Origin of the sequence: Pelagibius sp. Alg239-R121 (genome assembly GCF_947331435.1) — a bacterium.
GTDB lineage: Bacteria > Pseudomonadota > Alphaproteobacteria > Kiloniellales > Kiloniellaceae > Denitrobaculum.
Genome location: NZ_CAMZOF010000003.1, coordinates 248,450 through 266,067, shown reverse-complemented (window position 1 = coordinate 266,067; position 17,618 = coordinate 248,450). Strand labels below are relative to the sequence as shown.

Here is a 17,618-nt window from a genome sequence, read left to right as displayed (position 1 = left end):
CCATAGATGCGCAGGGCAGAAAACGCCAGAGCACTTAATCCGCAGTCGAAGGCAGGGTCAAGGCGTGGATTTATCGAGATTTACCCGCAGCATCGTTCGCGCGAAGCATCTTTTACAGCAAGATGAAAACTCAAAGGCGCCAGCGCCTCGCCGTTTGGTTTGAAGCGAACGTCGGAGACGGTCTTGCCACCGGCACGAACTTCGCTCGCCCTTCTGCGCCTTGGCACAAATGAGAGAAGCCGTTTCAGTGTACGCAGTAACCCGTTGGCCGGGAAAACATTACGACGCCGCAGGTCATAATGCGCCGCGTGCCGGTCCAGTTCGGTTAGATGGGCAACAAATGCCAGATCCTCGTAAAGCAGGCGTCCTTCACGGGCTCGAGCCGCTGAATGGGAAAGATCGGTTAGAGTGATCATTTGAATATTTCTCGTCTATCATTGAATTTGAAAATCACCTATTCTCCACAAATTGGAGATATTAATAGACTTTACAAACGATATGAATTCACCATCAGACGAGAAAAATTCCACTGAATCTCAAGAGCCGACAAGCAGTCATCCTCTACCATCTCTGAACGCCTTACGTGCCTTCGAGACCGCCGGGCGGCACATGAGTTTCAAGGCCGCTGCGGAAGAACTCAATGTCAGCCCAAGTGCTGTCGGTCATTTAATCTCGGGACTGGAAAACTATCTCGGCACCAAACTGTTTCGCCGGCTCAACAGAACGGTGGAACTGACCCGGGACGGCAGCATTCTGCTGCCAGGCCTAACTGCGGGTTTCAGGAGGCTAGCGACAACGCTCTCCGATTTTCAAAAACGCGACCGGGACCTGCCCTTGATCGTTTCGGTGGAACCCTCATTCGCGACTAAATGGCTTATGCCAAGGTTCGAGAACTTCCGTTCTCTGCACCCCGACATCACCATACGCATCGATCCCACCCATGCGGTCGCCGACCTTCATCACGGCGACGTTGATATAGCATTGCGCTTTGGTTCCGGCCGTTTCCCGGGCCTTGAGGTTGACACGCTCTTTGCCAATCAGGAGATCATCGCGGTTTGCAGCCCAGAACTACTTCACGGCGAGATAGCATTGCAGACACCGGAAGATCTGTCCCGCCACACGCTCATTCACCGGCCGTCAGAACCATCGCAATACGATTTGTCCTGGGATCTCTGGTTTCGCGCCGCAGGAATCGAAGGCGTGCTGGAAAAAACCGCTCTCGTTGTCGGTTATGAGGATTTTGCAGTTTTAGCTGCGCTTCAAGGCCAGGGGATCGCACTCGCAACCCACTTGCTGGCTGCGGACGATCTCGCTGCCGGGCGGCTGGTCAAGCTGTTCGACGTCAGCTATCGCACCAGCTTCGGCTATTACTTGGTTACTACCGTGGACAAGTTGCGAAATCCCAAGGTCAAAGCCTTTCGAGACTGGATCCTGGAACTTGCTGCAAATGACCGCGCCAGAAGCGAATACGGCGTCCTCGCGACACCACAGGATAGTTCAAGCGCGACCGCATTCTAGCATTAACGGGTCAGCGGCTTGTATTTGATCCGGTGCGGCTGATCCGCCTCGGCGCCAAGGCGTCGTTTACGGTCAGCTTCGTAGTCCTCATAGTTGCCCTCGAACCAAACCACCTGGCTGTTGCCCTCGAAGGCAATAATGTGCGTTGCAATGCGGTCAAGGAACCATCGATCATGACTGGTAATCAACGCGCAACCGGCAAATTCCAACAAAGCCTCTTCCAGCGAGCGTAAGGTATCGACGTCCAGATCGTTGGTCGGCTCGTCAAGCAGCAGAACGTTCGCATCGCGTTTCAACATCTTGGCCATATGTACGCGGTTGCGTTCACCACCCGAGAGTTGCCCGACTTTCTTCTGCTGATCGGCGCTGCGGAAGTTAAACGCGCCAACGTAGGCGCGCGATGCCATGCTATGTTTTCCAAGTTCGATAACGTCGTGTCCGCCCGAGATTTCCTCCCAGACAGTTTTACCTGCTTCGAGAGACTCGCGGCTTTGATCGACATAGCCGAGCTTAACCGTCTCGCCAACCGTCATGGCCCCGCTGTCCGGTGTCTCCTGTCCAGTGATCATCCGGAAGAGGGTCGTCTTACCCGCCCCATTGGGGCCAATAATGCCGACAATGGCGCCCTTGGGAATCTTGAAATTGACGTCTTCCATAAGCAGCTTATCGCCGAAGGCCTTGGTGACACCCACGGCATCGATCACCAAATCGCCCAGGCGTGGCCCCGGAGGGATTTTAATTTGGCCGGGTTCGGGCGCTTTGTTCGCTGCTTCCGCCAGAAGGGTATCATACGCCTGAAGACGCGCCTTGGATTTTGCCTGCCGGGCCTTCGGTCCCTGGCGCACCCATTCCAACTCTTGGCTTAAGACCTTTTGGCGGGCAGATTCCGACTTTTCCTCCTGCGCCAGACGCTTCTGCTTCTGTTCGAGCCAGCTAGAGTAGTTGCCCTCAAAGGGTAACCCCTGACCACGGTCAAGCTCCAGGATCCAGCCGGCAACGTTGTCCAGGAAGTAGCGGTCATGAGTGACAGCCACCACGGTTCCCGTATATTCCTCCAGAAAACGCTCCAACCAGGCAACGGACTCAGCATCCAGATGGTTGGTGGGCTCATCGAGGAGCAACATGTCGGGGTGCTGCAGCAAAAGCCTGCAGAGAGCCACACGACGTCGCTCACCGCCCGAAAGCTTGCTCACATCGCTGTCACCCGGCGGGCAACGGAGCGCATCCATCGCGATCTCGACCTGACGGTCCAGGTCCCAGGCGTCCGCAGCATCGATTTTCTCCTGCAATTCTGCCTGCTCAGCCAACAGATCGTCCATTTCGTCGGGATCAACCTCGGCGAATTTCGCATTGACCGCCTCGAAACGGTCCATGAGGGATTTGGTTTCAGCCACACCTTCGAAAACATTGCCGGCAACATCCTTGTCGGCATTAAGCTCTGGTTCTTGCTGCAAATAGCCGACCTTGACCCCATCCGCCGCCCAGGCTTCGCCATTTATATCCTGATCCAGACCGGCCATGACCTTCATCAACGTGGATTTACCGGAGCCGTTAAGGCCTAAAACACCGATCTTCGCGCCGGGCAGGAAGTTTAGGCGAATGTCCTTGAGAACCTGCTTACCGCCGGGAAAGGTCTTCGAAACCCGGTCCATGTGATAGATGTATTGATAAGCGGCCATGAAGCACTCCGAACTGCGCGTCTCTCCCAGGGAAAGGACGACTCTGACAATAAATTGCAGCTTTGGTGCCAAATTAGCTGAGGCGCGGAAAGACTGCGAAGCATGATTACGGGCGCGGGTTTTACCCCATCATCTGCCTCGGTGCAATTGCTCCAGACGAACTACCAGCCTGCAGCTTTCTGTTTTGCGATCAGTTGGGTCGCATTGCTCGAGAAAGCTATCGCTTCGCCAAGGGTGCGGATACCCCGGTCGGCCAGTCGCGGCAACATCCGGCAATAGATCTCAGCAGTTACCAGACTGTCACCCAAAGCCGTATGCCGACCATGAACATCGACCCCGTACTCGGCTGCAAGCGCCTCGAGTTCGAGCGACGTGGAGACTGGGTCCAGCGTGCTCGCCAACAGCAAACTGTCCAGAAACAGCGGTTGCTCCCACGTCAAGCCAGCCAATTCGAATTCGCGCCTGAGCATGGCAAGATCAAACGAGACATTGTGCCCGATCACGACGCAATTCGTGAGTAGCGGCTGCAATTCCCCGTAGACTTCGGCAAAACCGGGCAAACCGCAGACCATATCGTCACTGATACCGTGAATCGCCTGCGACACGGATGGAATTGCGATACCGGGGTTGACCAGTCTGTCGAAGGAAATGCCCGGATAGGTCCGACCGCCGTAGAGGCGTACGGCCCCTATGGAGACAATCCGGTCAAGCTGCACGTCCAGACCCGTCGTCTCGCAGTCCAACACCAATGCCGGAAGGGCATCTAGCAGTGTTGCATCGCCAGCCGGCGGCGACGGCGGCGGCCGGTCATGCAGCGCAAGGTCATGCTCGACAGCGGCCGTGTATTCAATTCTCCTGTCCTCGAAGGACAATACCCCGCCTTCACCCTGTCCAAGACTGGCCACCTGTGCGGACAAAACCTCGGCGTCGACCGAATGAAGATTGACCTTGATCGGCCGCTCAGCCTGATGCGCCTTCGCAATTGCCTGCAACAGAGTCTTGCGTTCCAGAGCAGCAAAGACTGAGGTTCCCAGCCGCACCTGTTCACCGCCCAGGAGTGCCTTCGCGGCATGGTTCACCAAGCTGACCTGTCCTTGCTCGGTGATAACCACAATCGCTTCATTTCGCGTCGCGAGGATCCGCTCCATGCGATCTGCAGAGGAGAGTTGCTGCCTCTGCCTGCGCCGGGTCAAAGTTGATATCGCCTTCGCGAGCCGGCCAAGCTCCAATTCTCCCTCGACGACCACTTCGGGCAGATCAGTGACCGCTTGACTTCCAGCTAATGTTAGTACCGCGCCCTGCAGTCGTTCCAGGTTTTGAAAATGTATCCTGAGACGATCCACCACGTACCAGAGCAGCAGCAGCGCAAGACCTTGAAGCCCCGTCAGGGCGAGAAACAACCATCCGAAATCATCCCGGTTCAGGACAAACAGACTCATCATTAGACTAAGGCCGCACATAAGCGCCGCCAGGACCAACACAAGGATCAGCTTTCGTCCCGTACCGGTCATTGGCCAATCTCGATCACTAAAAGATCTCGCCGGTAAAACGCGCGCGAACCCGGTCTTTAAGATCTGAAATCGCTTTAAAGGAACCGATCAAAATATCTCTCTCACGCTTGCTCATGGCGTCGGGATGCACGTAGTTGTTGACCTCCCGACCAGCCGTGAAATCGGCGATCTGCTGTCTCAACAGCAAACCGGTGACATGGACAAAGGCGCCCCTCAGATAGTCCGCCTCATTGTTGTTTAACACCGCGCGTTCGTGGAGGCCCGCGATCCGTTCCAATGTCGATGTTTCGGCGATTCCAGCCTGCAGGCAAAGCAGCCGAATCGCCGATACTAATGGTAAAGTACCCATGTGCTTGAGGTTGATCTTACCTTTGAAAGCCACATTCTCCTTTTCCGTTACCAGCCGGCCGAACCATCCCAGAGCAACATCCATACGCTCTGTTTCCCGGTTCAACTCGGTCAGCAACGCTGGGCTGGAACGCGCCATCCCGGTGACACGTTGGCGGAGTTCCCCGGCCATAGCCGCCTTTCCGTAAACCGGTCGAAAATCAAAAAAGATATCCGCCAGTTGGATCGCGATTGTGCTGCGCTTACGCCCCCATCTGCCAATCTGGTCTCGCCATTGAGTCCGGCTCTTGCGCCACAGCGGATTGGTCGCCATGACATAGCCCTTACAGTAGGGAAAACCTATGTCGTCGAGATCCCGCGTCATTCTTGTCGCCAGCTCAACGAAAAACGCATCGACCTGCCCATGCCGGTCGTCCGGATAGTCGTCCAGAATGAAACCGTTGTCCTGATCCGGATAGAGAAAGTTCTCACCCCGGCCTCCCGATCCCATGACTATAGCGCAAAAGGCAACCGGCGGATCGCCCCATCCGGTCCGTTTCATATCGGTGATTTCGAGATCCAGGATCCGCCGATGGATGTCGCCGTTAATTCGTGTCAAAAGGCTCTGGATCTCCGGCGCGGGAACAGAGTCGGCAATGAGATCCGCTGCCAGTGCCACCTGTGCCGATTTGACCTCGCGAAGGCCATCCTTGCTATGCTCATGCGCGATGGTGTCCACGCGGCGCAGCATATCTTCTCCCGCTGCTGCCAGCGCATCGCAAAGGTCGATGGCGCCGGCGACACGCCCAGTCTCTTCCACGACCGGCATATGACGCCATCCAAAGCGCCGCATACGGGCGATTGCACTATAGAGATAATCGGTCGCGCCGATGGTTCGGACCGGAGTCGTCATCACCGAATCGACGAGCTCGTTCCCCTCACAACGCAGGGCGATCCGACGGGTCACGTCCTGTTCAGTGATCAATCCAAGCAACCGCTCGTCCCCGTCCACCACCATCGCGCTCGTCGCCTTGGCAAGGGTCATTTTTGACAGCAGTTCAGCAAGCGGCGTCTTGCTGCGCACCATAAGACAGTCATCACGCAGGTGGTCGCGCACCAGTTCAGAGAAAATTCTGGTTTGGGACATCATGCGGCTGGACGCGTCCTCGCAGATTGAAGCCGTTCCCACTATAGCATTGAATTCCTCTCACCCTTGCAAAGCTCACTCAAATACCCCAATGGACTTGCGTTCACGCAGATCAGGAAATCGACGGACCCTTTGCCAGCCACTCGAATTTCGCTAAACTCCTGAGGTCATCCCCCGCCTGCGGATCGACCATGGAAGCGCTTTTTTCCAGAGACTACTTATACCTCTGGGCCCTGGCCCTAATGTTGCTGCTGTTCCTGCCGGTCAGGCAGTTGCTTCACGTCCTCTATGTCCGTCGCGCACAGAGGGTAAGCGATCTGGATGAAACCGAAACCAGGCGTTTACGCCGCCGCGCCAATGTAACGGCCGCTCTTTTGTGCTTCGTCTTCGCGGTGCTCTACAGTCATCATCTGTTCCAAGGCCAACCATGAACCCTCGAGTGTTGCGCCGTTTCATCTTTCTTATGGCCTTGTTGACGCTCGGCGGGTTTCTTTTCTGGACGCTCGTGCCAGGATACTTCGATCGGCCGCCAGGTAATTACGAGACCGAAACTGGCACCTTGCGCCTGGAGGATGGATTGTATGCCGAGGCCCTGGCTCATTTCGACAAGGCGCTTGAGGAGCAAAAAAACCATCGCGGCGCTCTAATGGGGCGGGCGCTGGTTTTCATTCAGACCCAGCGCTATGAAAAAGCGCAGGCCGAGCTCGAGCACCTGATCGATTTCCTAAGCGACAATCTGGCTGAGGACGATGAGACCGGACGCGGCGTTCTTGCCGCCGCCTATGCAAACCGAGGGATCGTGCTTGATCGAACAGAACGTTACGAAGAAGCTTTGGCGAGCTACGTTCAAGCCTTGAATACGGATGCCGGCGCCGTCGAAGGGCCAGGCATCATTGATAAAATTCTTCATAATTCGGATGATTTTTCGACGGTGCGCAAGCGGGCAATCTATCTGCAGAAACAGCTGAAACTGCCGGAATCAGAAAGAGTGCTGAGAATTCCGAAGCTGGACGCTCGCCAGCGCATGCATAAACCCTAATCTTCAATAATTAGCGCTGACCTCCAGCAACTTCGGTCAACCGAACTCAACAATTCCCAGGACATCCTGAAACAGCACCAGCATGAAAAAGGTTGCTGCAATACACCCGAACAGAAGACGCACAACGTCCGTTTTACCATCTTCGGTGCGGTAGCGGATTGCGTGAACGGCGATCACAGCCGTAACGGCCAGAAAAAGGTAGTTGATGGGTTTTTCCCAGTCACCCGCAAATTCGAACATCGCCCACCTCTGTCCATTACTATCTGCGTGCACAAGCACGCATCAGGATTATGACGGTGATGCCGACGGCCCGGAAGATCTATTCCACGACCATATTCCTAAGCCTACCGGCTTTTTCCGTCTCGGTTGCGGGAAGCAGCTCATCCGCCTCGAAGTACGGCGGCAACACCGATGTCGGACTACTGCCGGATACGTGACCAATCAAGAGCCCGCCAACAAGTACGCCTGCCAAGACCATGGACACCAGGCAAAAGTGACGCACCCCCTTGGGTACGTCCGTTACGTAATCATGGTCGTAGCGATGATAATCTGGGCTGTTCTCGTCTAACTGGCCCTTGTCGGAGCTTGAAATGATATGGCGGGCGTAATGCCTTGCCCAGGAAGGAACATCGCCGCGTAGCATATAGGCCCGAAACATGACGTCGCTTTGCGCCGGTGTCATGTCTTCTCCGTACCAGCTGTGATAGGCCAATTGGAGAAGCTGAAACTCTCCGACCTGAATGATATTCGCAGCCGTTGCAATAATGGTGCGCTCCGGATCTTCCTCAAGATCCGGACGCAACAGCGTTTTGAAGAGCCCCAGCATTCTTGGCACCTTTCAAACAAAGTGTAGTCCGGCCGCAAACAAAGACAAGTTGTTCCAGCACCAAATTCCCAGCCACATTCTGCGTCGGCGTCTTTTAGTCTTTTACACACGCAGGCTGTTCGTATTTTGGTTAATATCTTTGCGCTAGAGTTGAGGATCTAAGCTGGGCCCGCCATACAATAGATCGTGACCGATCTTGCCCGGGACTCGGCCAATGATTAGGTGAATGGGCTGAGAGGATAGGTCGTGTCACAGGATTCCGAACATAGCTGGCGCCCGAGGATAGGGCTGGCATTGGGTAGCGGGGTCGCCCGTGGCTGGGCCCATATCGGTGTCATCAGAGCGCTGGCACGCTGTGGAATAAGGCCCGACATTATCTCCGGCACGTCAATCGGCGCCGTGGTTGGCGCCTCCTACATCACCAACGAGCTCGATACCCTCGAAGACTGGGCGCGCTCCATGACCAAGCTGCGCATGCTTTCCTATATGGACTTCAAAGTCAGCAGCGGCGGACTGATGGGTGGACGGCATCTGGTCGAGATCATGCAAAAACACCTGGGTGATGCGACCTTTGAAGACTATGAAACGCCCTTCGTAGCGGTCGCAACAGATCTCGTAACAGGTCACGAAGTGTGGCTGCGCGATGGGAAACTGGTTGACGCCGTCCGCGCCTCCTTTTCCCTGCCTGGCGTATTTCAGCCAACGCTTGTCAATGACCGTTGGGTTGTCGACGGCGCGTTGGTCAACCCCGTCCCCGTCTCTGTATGCCAGGCCTTGGGCGCGCAGATGATCATTGCGGTTAACCTCAACGCTGACATCATCGGCAAAGCCCGGCAGCCCGGCGGAAAGATTGCGACCGTCGCCGGCTTCGACCTGCTTGAAATGATGAAGGAAAACGCGCCTGCATCTTCTGGCTCGATGCTCGATGCGCTGGCCCGCCGTACCTTCAAAAGAGAGCCGAACCAACCCAGCCTCTTCGGCGTCATGATCTCTTCATTGAACATCGTTCAAGATCGAATCGCGCGCTCACGGCTCGCCGGCGAGCCCCCGGATGTGCACATTACACCTCGCCTCGGACAGATAGGTCTTTTCGAGTTCGATCGGGCCGACGAAATTATCGCCGAAGGCGAGGCCTCGGTTGAGAGGGTCCTTCCGGACCTGCGAGATGCTCTCTCAGTTTTTGCTCCGGGTTCTGGCGGATTCTAAAATTTACAGGCAAATCAAAGTATTACACGGCCACAGAATCGCCATAAATTCAACTAATCTCAATAATTTTGAGATTCGAAGTGCTAATTCTGCAATCTATGACAAAATAAAGACCCATACATTTTTTGCTCGCTTTTTTTCTTAATTTTCGTTAACCTATTGTTAACCATATGAGGTTATCTTTGCCTCACTCAGTTTTCCTGAGTCTCCCTGTACAACTTGCTTTCGGGCACCCCCACAACACTGTTGCGGGGGTTTCTTTTTTTAGTTGTAAATCTCCAAATCGACCCCGGCAAAAAGACTACGAATTCATATCATTGAATCAAGTCAATGGCCTACCACTGTTCCAGGAACGTTCCTAGAACAGGTTCAGTTGAGAGTTACCGCTTGAACGCCAGCCGGTGAGCGTGTATCGGTTTCCCTTATCTGGGGCCGTAGTTCAGTTGGTTAGAACTCACCGCTCATAACGGTGCTGTCGCAGGTTCGAGTCCTGCCGGCCCTAGATTAAATTTCCCCGCTTCGAACGCTGGATACGACCTGTGCGATTCTTCGCGCTGCCTGCTCGACATCGTCTTGACTGGTAAATCTGCCAAAACCGATACGTAGCGAATTGTGAGCTGCCTGGGTATTCAATCCCAAAGCCGTAAGGACATGGGACGGACCAGATGTTTCAGAGCTGCAGGCCGAGCCGGTGGAGAGCGCCAGATCATCGAGATGAGTCAGCACCAATTCGATATCTTCGAGTTCGAAGCTAAGATTGATGTTGCCGGGAAGACGCGCGGTCGCACTGCCATTGAGCCACCACCCCTCAAGCGAGCCAGCAAGAAGCGACAGAAAATGTTCCCGAAGAAAGGTCAGACGCCGGACTTCCTCGGCCAGTTCTGTCTGCGCCAATCTGCAGGCATGTCCCAATCCGACACAAAGCGGGGTCGGTAAAGTGCCAGAGCGTAAACCGCGTTCCTGTCCGCCGCCGAATAGGACAGGTTTCATGCGGACGTGCCGGCCCACGTAAAGCGCACCGATTCCTTTGGGTCCATAAAGTTTGTGCCCGGAGAGCGACAGCAGATCAATGTTGGCCCTCTTTACGTCGAGGGGTAGCTTCCCGACTGCTTGAGCCGCATCACAATGAAAAAGGATGCCACGGGCAGCGCATAGTGCACCGATCGCTTCCAAGGGCTGAAGGACACCGATCTCGTTGTTCACTGCCATAACCGACATCAACGCAGTATCCGGCCTGAGAGCCCCCTCCAAGGCCCCACAGTCAATGAGGCCCTCTTTGTCGACCGGAAGGATCGTCACGTCGTAACCGCGCTGTGTCAGCTCTTCGAAACAGGCCAAAACAGAGGGATGCTCGCTAGTAAGTGTGATCAGATGACGTCGCTCACCGTTTAGAGCCGCCAGAGCACCGAAGAACGCCAAATTGTTGGCTTCGGTCGCGCCAGACGTGAAGATCACTTCGCCCGGTCTCGCACCAATTAGGTTCGCAACTTCCGCACGAGCTGCCTCGATGGCCTGCTCCGCTTCGCGCCCATAGGCATGTTGCGTTGAGTGAGGATTGCCGTAACTGCCGGAAAAGAAGGGCTGCATGGCCGCCACCACTCGCGGGTCCGTCGGTGTGGTCGCCTGATAATCCAGATAGATCGGAGTTTTAGGGGCTGGTTCGCTAGCTGCCACGACTTACCTCTGTCCACGCTCTGTGCGCCCGAAATGCAATGATTCTTGACGAATTCAATCAAGAGCGATGGCGCTCGGCGTCCATACGATCGTCTGATAACATCGAAATATCGATAATTGCACAGAACAGAAACAAAACCTCAATGTCTTTGCGCTAAACAGTCGCATGACGAGGTTTGGCGCTTAGGCAGAAAGCCGGATCGCCAAAGGGCCGCACAAAAGTGCGGCTCTTCTCGTTTAAGGAAGACTTTTATCCAAAAAACACCCCCGCGGAACATAACCGCGAGGGTGTTTTGTAAACCTCATGCAGCGTTTAGAATTCACTGCATAGTCCGGGCCTGATCACTTCGGCAGTTTGCCTTGTACGCCCTGGACATACCAGTCCATGGAAAGCAGAACGCCGTCTTCAACAACCGCGTCCGCGGCAACCACTTCCTTGCCGTCCTGATCCATGATCGGACCTTGGAAGGGATGCAGGCTTCCATCTTCGATTGCCACACGCGCGGCCTCAGCCTCCGCAACAACTTCGGCTGGAATGGCTTCGTTGTAGGTCGCCATGCTCAGCATGCCGGCATTCAAGCCACCCCAGGTATCTTCGGACGACCAGGTTCCTTCCATCACTGCCTTTGTCTTCGCAATGTAGTAACCGTCCCAAATATCGACGATCGATGTTAGATGCGCCTTAGGACCGAAATGGGTCATATCAGACGCCTGGCCAACGGCGAAGACACCGCGTTCCTGCGCCACCTGCAGAGGTGCTGGGGAATCGGTATGCTGCAGAATGACGTCAGCGCCCTGGTCGATCAGAGCTTTGGCAGCGTCGCCTTCTTTGCCCGGGTCGTACCAGGAGTTCACCCAGACCACCTTGACTTCGGCCTCTGGATTGACTTTCCGCAGCGCGAGCGTAAAGGCATTGATACCACGCACAACTTCGGGAATCGGGAAGGACCCGATATAGCCGATGACATTTGACTTGGTCATGCGACCAGCCAGAATTCCTGCAATCGTGCGTCCCTCGTAAAAGCGTGCTGCGTAGGTTCCGACGTTCTTGGTGCGTTTATAACCGGTAGCATGTTCAAACTTCACGTTCGGAAACTGCTTGGCTACCTTTACCGTCGGGTTCATGTAGCCGAACGAGGTCGTGAAAATCAGATCGTGCCCGCTCGACGCCAGCTTGCGGATCACCCGCTCGGCATCAGCGCCTTCTGGCACGCTTTCGACAAAACTGGTCTCGACCTTGTCACCAAAGGCTTCTTCGATCGCCAGCCGCCCTTTGTCATGGCGGTAGGTCCAACCATGATCTCCGATAGGTCCGACATAGACGAAACCAACCTTGGTCGGCTCCGCCGACGCAGCTCCCAGCGTGACGGCAAACCCCAGCGCCGCAGCGCCGACTGTCGCACCGAGTGTCTTGAATACTCCCTGTATCATCATGTAACTCCTTGTCATAATTCCCTGTTTTCGTTCTTGCCCCGATTTGCACTCTGCAGCGAAAAGCCAGTCTGTTGTTCGCGTTCCCTGCATGCAGCCGGGATTTATGTCTCCGGATGGAAAACCTTGCCAATACAGGCCGGTGCATTCAACCGAATACGCGTGGAATCTCTGGAAATCGCCACCAAGACGACGATGGTTGCCAAATACGGCAGCATCGACAGTGCTTGAGATGGAACAGCGAAACCGGCGCCCTGGGCATGAAGCTGCAGAATCGTAACACCGCCGAAGAGATAGGCCCCCACGAGGACACGGCCGGGCTTCCAGGTCGCAAAGACCACCAGCGCCAACGCGATCCAGCCCCGTCCGGCCGACATGTTCTCCGCCCACATCGGTGTATAGGCGAGAGAGAGGTAAGCGCCGGCCAATCCGCTCATAGCGCCTCCGAACATAACCGCCAGATAGCGGATCCCAATAACCGAGTATCCGAGAGCATGGGCCGCATCGTGGGATTCACCCGTGGCACGCAGAATGAGCCCTGCCCGCGTCGATTTCAGGAACCAAGCAACCGCTGCAACTAAAACCAGCGAGAGATAGACCAGAAAATCCTGGCCAAAAATGACCGGTCCGATCAGAGGTAAGTCCGTCAGAACCGGTATGCTGAGCTTTGCCAAGCCTTTAATCGGCGTTCCCACATAATCCTGCCCAATCAAGGCGGAAAGACCGACGCCGAACATAGTCAACGCCAATCCCGTAGCGACTTGGTTGGCCATCAGCGAGAGCGTTAGAACTCCGAAGAGAAACGCCATTAAGGCGCCGGCAAGCATCGCCACGAAGATGGCGATAACCGGGTTGCCGGTCGCGATCGCCGCGGCGAAGCCGCTGACCGCGCCGACCAACATCATGCCCTCGACGCCCAGGTTCAGAACGCCGGCTTTCTCATTCACCAATTCGCCGGTTGCTGCAAAAACCAAAGGCGTCGCGGCTGTCACGACCGTGACAAGGATCGCGGCGAGAGTGTCGATCATTCCCATCATGATGCCGTCCCCCGCGCTTCCTGTGAGGCCCCGATCGACCATCGCACGCGATAACGAATCAGGACGTCGCAGGCGAGCAGAAAGAACAACAGCATCCCCTGGAAAACACCCGTCACCGCTTGTGGCAGTCCCATCTCGATCTGCACTGTCTCACCCCCCAGGTAAGACAGGGCAATAAGGAGCCCTGCGCCCAGAATGCCAATTGGATGCAGCCGTCCGACGAAGGCAACAATAATTGCGGTAAAACCGTAGCCCGGCGAAATCACCGGAGTGATTTGACCGATCGGGCCGGCAACCTCAAACAGGCCGGCCAAGCCGGCCAAGGCACCACCAGTCAACAGTGTCAGCCAGACCAGACTGTGGTGCCGAAAACCCGCATAACCGGCGGCGGCCGGCGTCAGGCCGATGACCTTAATCTGAAATCCAATAAAACTGCGGCTGACGACCAGCCAGGCCACAAGGACCACGAACACTGCCACGGCCGCACCTAAATGAAGGCGGGTGCCTTCGACCATCACCGGGAGTAAGGCGGAATCGGCAAAGAGCCTGGACTCTGGAAAATTGAATCCATCCGGATCACGGTAGGGACCATGCACCAGCAAGCTCAACAGCAAGGTTGCTACATAGGTCAGCATCAGGCTGGTCAGAATTTCGTTGGCATTGAAGCGTAGCTTTAAAAAGGCGGGTATAGCCGCCCAGGCAAGACCACCTAAAGCCCCTGCCAAGGCCATGGCAGGCAATAGAAAGACACTTTCGCTGTCATAGAACCAGAGTGCGAGTCCTCCACCGCAGATGGCTCCTAGCGTCAGTTGCCCCTCCGCCCCGATGTTCCAGACATTGGCTCGAAAGCCAAGCGCAAGCCCGATCGCGCAAAGGATCAGGGGTGTTGCCTTAACAGCAAGTTCGCCCAGTCCATAGCTGTTCGAAATCGGTGAGATGAAAAAGGCGTACATGGCCTCCAGCGGATTGTGCCCCAGCAGCGCAAAGAGAATCGCCCCCATAATCAGAGTTAGTAAAATAGCCAGTAAAGGCGTCAGGTAAATCATCGCGCGTGAGGTTTCGCCGCGCGGCTCCAGCTTAAGCAACATTGATCATCCGCTCCCCTGCAGCACCACCGTCGCCGCCCATAAGCAAACCGATTTCCTCGAGCGTCGTCGCAGCGGTCGGACGCGCTGCCGAGAGATGACCTGAAGACATCACGGCGATCCTGTCACTGATCGCAAACAGTTCGTCGAGCTCTTGAGAGACCACCAGAACCGCGGCGCCGGACGCCGCCAGATCGATCAACGCCTGATGAATGGAAGCAGCCGCCCCTGCATCCACGCCCCAGGTCGGCTGAGCTGCGATCATCAAGTTCGGCCGCTGTAAAATTTCCCGCCCGATAATGAATTTTTGAAGATTGCCCCCGGACAGGCTGCTGGCTTCAGCATTGATGCCTGAGGTGCGAACATCAAAGGACTCGCAAATCTTTTGCGCGTATTCCGCCGTCTTGGGGAAGTCGATCAAACCCCAACGCACCAGCTTTTCTCGCAGGTGTCCGCTAAGAAAGGCATTCTCTGTCAAACGCAACGCCGGTACGGCGCCGTGACCGTGACGTTCCTCAGGCACGAAACTAAGCCCCAGGGATCTGCGGCGCCTCGGGCCAAGCCTTCCGGAGGGCTGCCCACCGATCACAACAGCCGCACCGTCGGGCACAAGCTGTTCGCCGCTGAGCGCAGCCAACAACTCGTTTTGTCCGTTTCCTGCGATTCCGGCGATGCCGAAAATCTCCCCTGCATGCACATTGAATGTGACAGCCTTGAGATCAGTGCCGAAGGGATCTTGGCTTTGCAGGGACAGATCCGCGACGGACAACACCACTTCGCCAACTTGCGCATCGCCTTGGGGCTTGGGTTCTTTCACGTCGTCGCCAATCATCATTCGCGCCATACTTTGCGGCGATTCTTCCTTCGGATCGCAGGCACCGACAAACTTTCCGCCGCGCAGAACCGTAGCCGTATCACAGAGCTGTTTGATCTCGTCGAGCTTATGGCTGATGTAGAGAATAGAGCAGCCTTCAGATGAAAGACGACGCAGCGTCCCAAAGAGCGTGTCGACCTCCTGGGGAGTCAGGACCGACGTCGGCTCGTCCATGATCAGGAGCCGCGGATCCTGGAGCAGGCAACGTACGATCTCGATCCGCTGCCGTTCTCCAACAGAAAGAGAATGCACATGACGACGTGGATCCAATGGCAGGCCATAGGCGGCCGAAACCTCTTCGATCCTGGCTTCCAGGCGGCTCATGTCATGATCGCCCTCGACACCGAGCGCTATATTTTCCGCAACAGTCAGGGCCTCGAACAGGGAAAAGTGCTGGAACACCATGCCGATACCCAGGTTTCGGGCAAAGCTCGGACCGGCGATGTGGGTTTTCTGCCCTTCCCAGGCAATCGTTCCGGCATCCGCATGGAGGATCCCGTAGATGATCTTCACCAATGTGCTCTTGCCGGCTCCATTTTCTCCCAAGAGTGCGTGTATCTCGCCCGGAAGGATCGACAGATCCACACCGTCATTGGCTTTACAGCCGGGAAAGGACTTATCGATCCCCCTGAGTTCAAGCCTTGGAACCACGGGTTCCGCAGCGTCACTCCGCGCCACTTCAAGCTCCATCTGCTCCCACCTCTCCCTAAAAATACACCTGCCGCCGCTTAACGCGATCTTCCGGCCGTATGGCTAATAGTTGCTCGATCAGTACATGATTTTGTCGGTTTTTTCCTGCCACTCCGCAAAGACCAACCAGGCTTCGCCCGCAAGCAGGCGCTCTGTCGGGATCTCCCGCAACTCAAGCGCCTTCGGAATTTCCTGGTAGATATGATCGTCGTCGAATCCGATCGCAGCCGCGTCCTCACGCCCGTTCGCATAGAAAATGCGATCGAGCCGCGCCCAATAGATCGCGCTGAGACACATGGGGCAAGGCTCGCAGCTGGTGTAGATTTCGCAGCCTTCGAGGCTGAAACTATCGAGCACTTTGCAGGCGGCACGAATCGCGACCACCTCAGCATGAGCCGTCGGATCACTGGTCGAAGTGACCTGATTGGATCCCTCGGCAATCACCTTGCCGTCCTTGACGATCACGGCACCAAAGGGGCCTCCCAGGCCAGCGCGCATACGTTCTCCGGACAGATCGATCGCCTGTCGCATAAAATCTTCCCGGCTCATGATCCTTGTCCCGAAATGTTTCTCTTCAATCCATCTCTATCCGGCGCTTCACGCGCTTCAAACAGGCTTTGGGCTTCGCGTTCGGCCAACAGCTGCGCGGAAACGGAAGCGGCGATTTCCGCTGGATGCTTCCCAGAAATTCCGGCAATGCCAATCGGACAGGTCAAGCGTCCCAGGCGATCTGCCGGCAATCCCTTCGCCAGCAATCGGCGATTGAAACGCGCGCGCTTGGTCGCAGAACCTATCAAACCGAGATAAGCGAAATCCCCCCGGCGCAAAACCGCCTCGCAGATCTCAAGGTCAAGCTGATGGCTGTGGGTCATCACCAGATAAAAAGCACCAGGCAATGTGTAATCGACTTCGAGCGTCGGCCTGTCGACAACTTCGATGACGGTGTTAGACGGCATCTCTGGCGGAAAGCTGTCGGCGCGGCTGTCAATCCAGCTCACAGCAAAAGGTAGAGGCGCAAGCGCTGCAACAACGGCTTGTCCAACATGTCCTGCACCAAACAAAAGAACTTGCGTGCGATCGTCGCAAACCCGCTCGATCAAAACCGCTCGGCCCCCTTCGCTCGTAACACAGGGCATTTGTTCGAGATCATCGGCCGGATAGCCTGACCTCAGATACATCGCACCACCCTCCGTCGCGAGCGGGGTCACAAGAACTGACGGTGTCTCCGCATTCGACGGATCGATCTCCAGCAGATCTTGTGCTGCTACAGCTTCGAACAATACGTCCGCGGCTCCCCCACAGCATTGCCCCAAGGCCGGACCAAGTGGAAAAACCTCAAAGCGGCGAATACGTGCAACCGGCTCAGCACCCAAGATTTCCCGTGCAATCTCGAGGCAACGGTATTCCAGATGCCCGCCACCAATCGTGCCGAAGAAGCGATCGCGCGTTACGACCATCTTGGTTCCGGCCTCCCGGGGGGTCGATCCGCGCGCGGCTGTTACCGTCACCAGAACGGCCGACTCTCCGGCATCTGCAAGTCGTTTCAAATCAGCAAGCCAGGTCATGCCGGACGC

General features: G+C 56.0%; 17 protein-coding genes and 1 tRNA gene. 5 read left to right on the top strand and 13 right to left on the bottom strand.

All coding sequences use genetic code 11. From position 1 onward, the window contains the following. Positions 1–80 precede the first annotated feature (80 nt). On the bottom strand, positions 81–416 hold the full coding sequence (locus QMZ18_RS11665) for a hypothetical protein (protein WP_282606470.1): 336 nt from the start codon (positions 414–416) through the stop codon (positions 81–83). An 82-nt stretch (positions 417–498) separates the two neighbouring features. Between QMZ18_RS11665 and gcvA the strand changes: the two genes are divergently transcribed. Beyond that, positions 499–1,518 (top strand): transcriptional regulator GcvA, encoded by a 1,020-nt coding sequence (gcvA, locus tag QMZ18_RS11660; RefSeq protein ID WP_282606469.1) that lies wholly within the window; start codon positions 499–501, stop codon positions 1,516–1,518. Between the two features lie 2 nt (positions 1,519–1,520). On the opposite strand, the gene ettA is transcribed toward gcvA, so the two are convergent. The 3 genes from ettA to QMZ18_RS11645 all read right to left on the bottom strand — a co-directional run bounded on the left by ettA (position 1,521) and on the right by QMZ18_RS11645 (position 6,185). Continuing rightward, complete coding sequence (ettA, locus tag QMZ18_RS11655) at positions 1,521–3,197, bottom strand: energy-dependent translational throttle protein EttA (protein WP_282606468.1); 1,677 nt, start codon at positions 3,195–3,197, stop codon at positions 1,521–1,523. Between the two features lie 161 nt (positions 3,198–3,358). Then, positions 3,359–4,708 carry a 3'-5' exonuclease gene (locus tag QMZ18_RS11650; protein WP_282606467.1) on the bottom strand — a complete coding sequence of 450 codons (1,350 nt, stop codon included), beginning with the start codon at positions 4,706–4,708 and terminating at the stop codon, positions 3,359–3,361. Between the two features lie 16 nt (positions 4,709–4,724). Then, a complete protein-coding gene (locus QMZ18_RS11645) occupies positions 4,725–6,185 on the bottom strand; it encodes a putative nucleotidyltransferase substrate binding domain-containing protein (RefSeq protein WP_282606466.1) in 1,461 nt (486 codons plus the stop codon). Between the two features lie 188 nt (positions 6,186–6,373). Between QMZ18_RS11645 and QMZ18_RS11640 the strand changes: the two genes are divergently transcribed. After that, a complete protein-coding gene (locus QMZ18_RS11640) occupies positions 6,374–6,613 on the top strand; it encodes a hypothetical protein (RefSeq protein ID WP_282606465.1) in 240 nt (79 codons plus the stop codon). 8 nt (positions 6,614–6,621) lie between these two features. After that, positions 6,622–7,221, top strand: coding sequence for a tetratricopeptide repeat protein (locus QMZ18_RS11635; RefSeq protein WP_282606464.1), 600 nt, complete (start codon positions 6,622–6,624; stop codon positions 7,219–7,221). A 36-nt stretch (positions 7,222–7,257) separates the two neighbouring features. Here the strand turns inward: QMZ18_RS11635 and QMZ18_RS11630 are convergent, their stop codons facing one another. Beyond that, positions 7,258–7,461: a hypothetical protein gene (locus tag QMZ18_RS11630; protein WP_282606463.1), complete on the bottom strand. Its 204-nt coding sequence runs from the start codon at positions 7,459–7,461 to the stop codon at positions 7,258–7,260. A gap of 79 nt (positions 7,462–7,540) precedes the next feature. Next, entirely contained in the window at positions 7,541–8,047 is a 507-nt protein-coding gene (locus tag QMZ18_RS11625) for a hypothetical protein (RefSeq protein ID WP_282606462.1), read from the bottom strand. A 246-nt stretch (positions 8,048–8,293) separates the two neighbouring features. Here QMZ18_RS11625 and QMZ18_RS11620 point away from each other — a divergent pair, with 246 nt between their 5' ends. Together QMZ18_RS11620 and QMZ18_RS11615 are read left to right on the top strand one after the other, a co-directional pair. Beyond that, positions 8,294–9,253, top strand: coding sequence for a patatin-like phospholipase family protein (locus QMZ18_RS11620; protein ID WP_282606461.1), 960 nt, complete (start codon positions 8,294–8,296; stop codon positions 9,251–9,253). Positions 9,254–9,681: 428 nt separating this feature from the next. Then, positions 9,682–9,755 (top strand) — tRNA-Ile (locus tag QMZ18_RS11615). Between the two features lie 2 nt (positions 9,756–9,757). On the opposite strand, the gene QMZ18_RS11610 is transcribed toward QMZ18_RS11615, so the two are convergent. The 7 genes from QMZ18_RS11610 to xdhC all read right to left on the bottom strand — a co-directional run bounded on the left by QMZ18_RS11610 (position 9,758) and on the right by xdhC (position 17,609). Continuing rightward, a complete protein-coding gene (locus QMZ18_RS11610; RefSeq protein WP_282606460.1) occupies positions 9,758–10,927 on the bottom strand; it encodes a cysteine desulfurase family protein in 1,170 nt (389 codons plus the stop codon). Positions 10,928–11,269: 342 nt separating this feature from the next. Beyond that, positions 11,270–12,358 carry a BMP family ABC transporter substrate-binding protein gene (locus QMZ18_RS11605; protein WP_282606459.1) on the bottom strand — a complete coding sequence of 363 codons (1,089 nt, stop codon included), beginning with the start codon at positions 12,356–12,358 and terminating at the stop codon, positions 11,270–11,272. 104 nt (positions 12,359–12,462) lie between these two features. Beyond that, entirely contained in the window at positions 12,463–13,386 is a 924-nt protein-coding gene (locus QMZ18_RS11600) for an ABC transporter permease (protein WP_367575949.1), read from the bottom strand. 5 nt (positions 13,387–13,391) lie between these two features. Next, positions 13,392–14,483, bottom strand: coding sequence for an ABC transporter permease (locus QMZ18_RS11595; RefSeq protein ID WP_282606458.1), 1,092 nt, complete (start codon positions 14,481–14,483; stop codon positions 13,392–13,394). Beyond that, on the bottom strand, positions 14,473–16,044 hold the full coding sequence (locus QMZ18_RS11590) for an ABC transporter ATP-binding protein (RefSeq protein ID WP_282606457.1): 1,572 nt from the start codon (positions 16,042–16,044) through the stop codon (positions 14,473–14,475). Before QMZ18_RS11590 ends, QMZ18_RS11595 begins: the two co-directional genes overlap by 11 nt. A gap of 78 nt (positions 16,045–16,122) precedes the next feature. Then, a complete protein-coding gene (locus QMZ18_RS11585) occupies positions 16,123–16,593 on the bottom strand; it encodes a nucleoside deaminase (RefSeq protein ID WP_282606456.1) in 471 nt (156 codons plus the stop codon). Beyond that, complete coding sequence (xdhC, locus tag QMZ18_RS11580) at positions 16,590–17,609, bottom strand: xanthine dehydrogenase accessory protein XdhC (protein WP_282606455.1); 1,020 nt, start codon at positions 17,607–17,609, stop codon at positions 16,590–16,592. The genes QMZ18_RS11585 and xdhC overlap by 4 nt, the downstream gene beginning before the upstream one ends. Positions 17,610–17,618 lie beyond the last annotated feature (9 nt).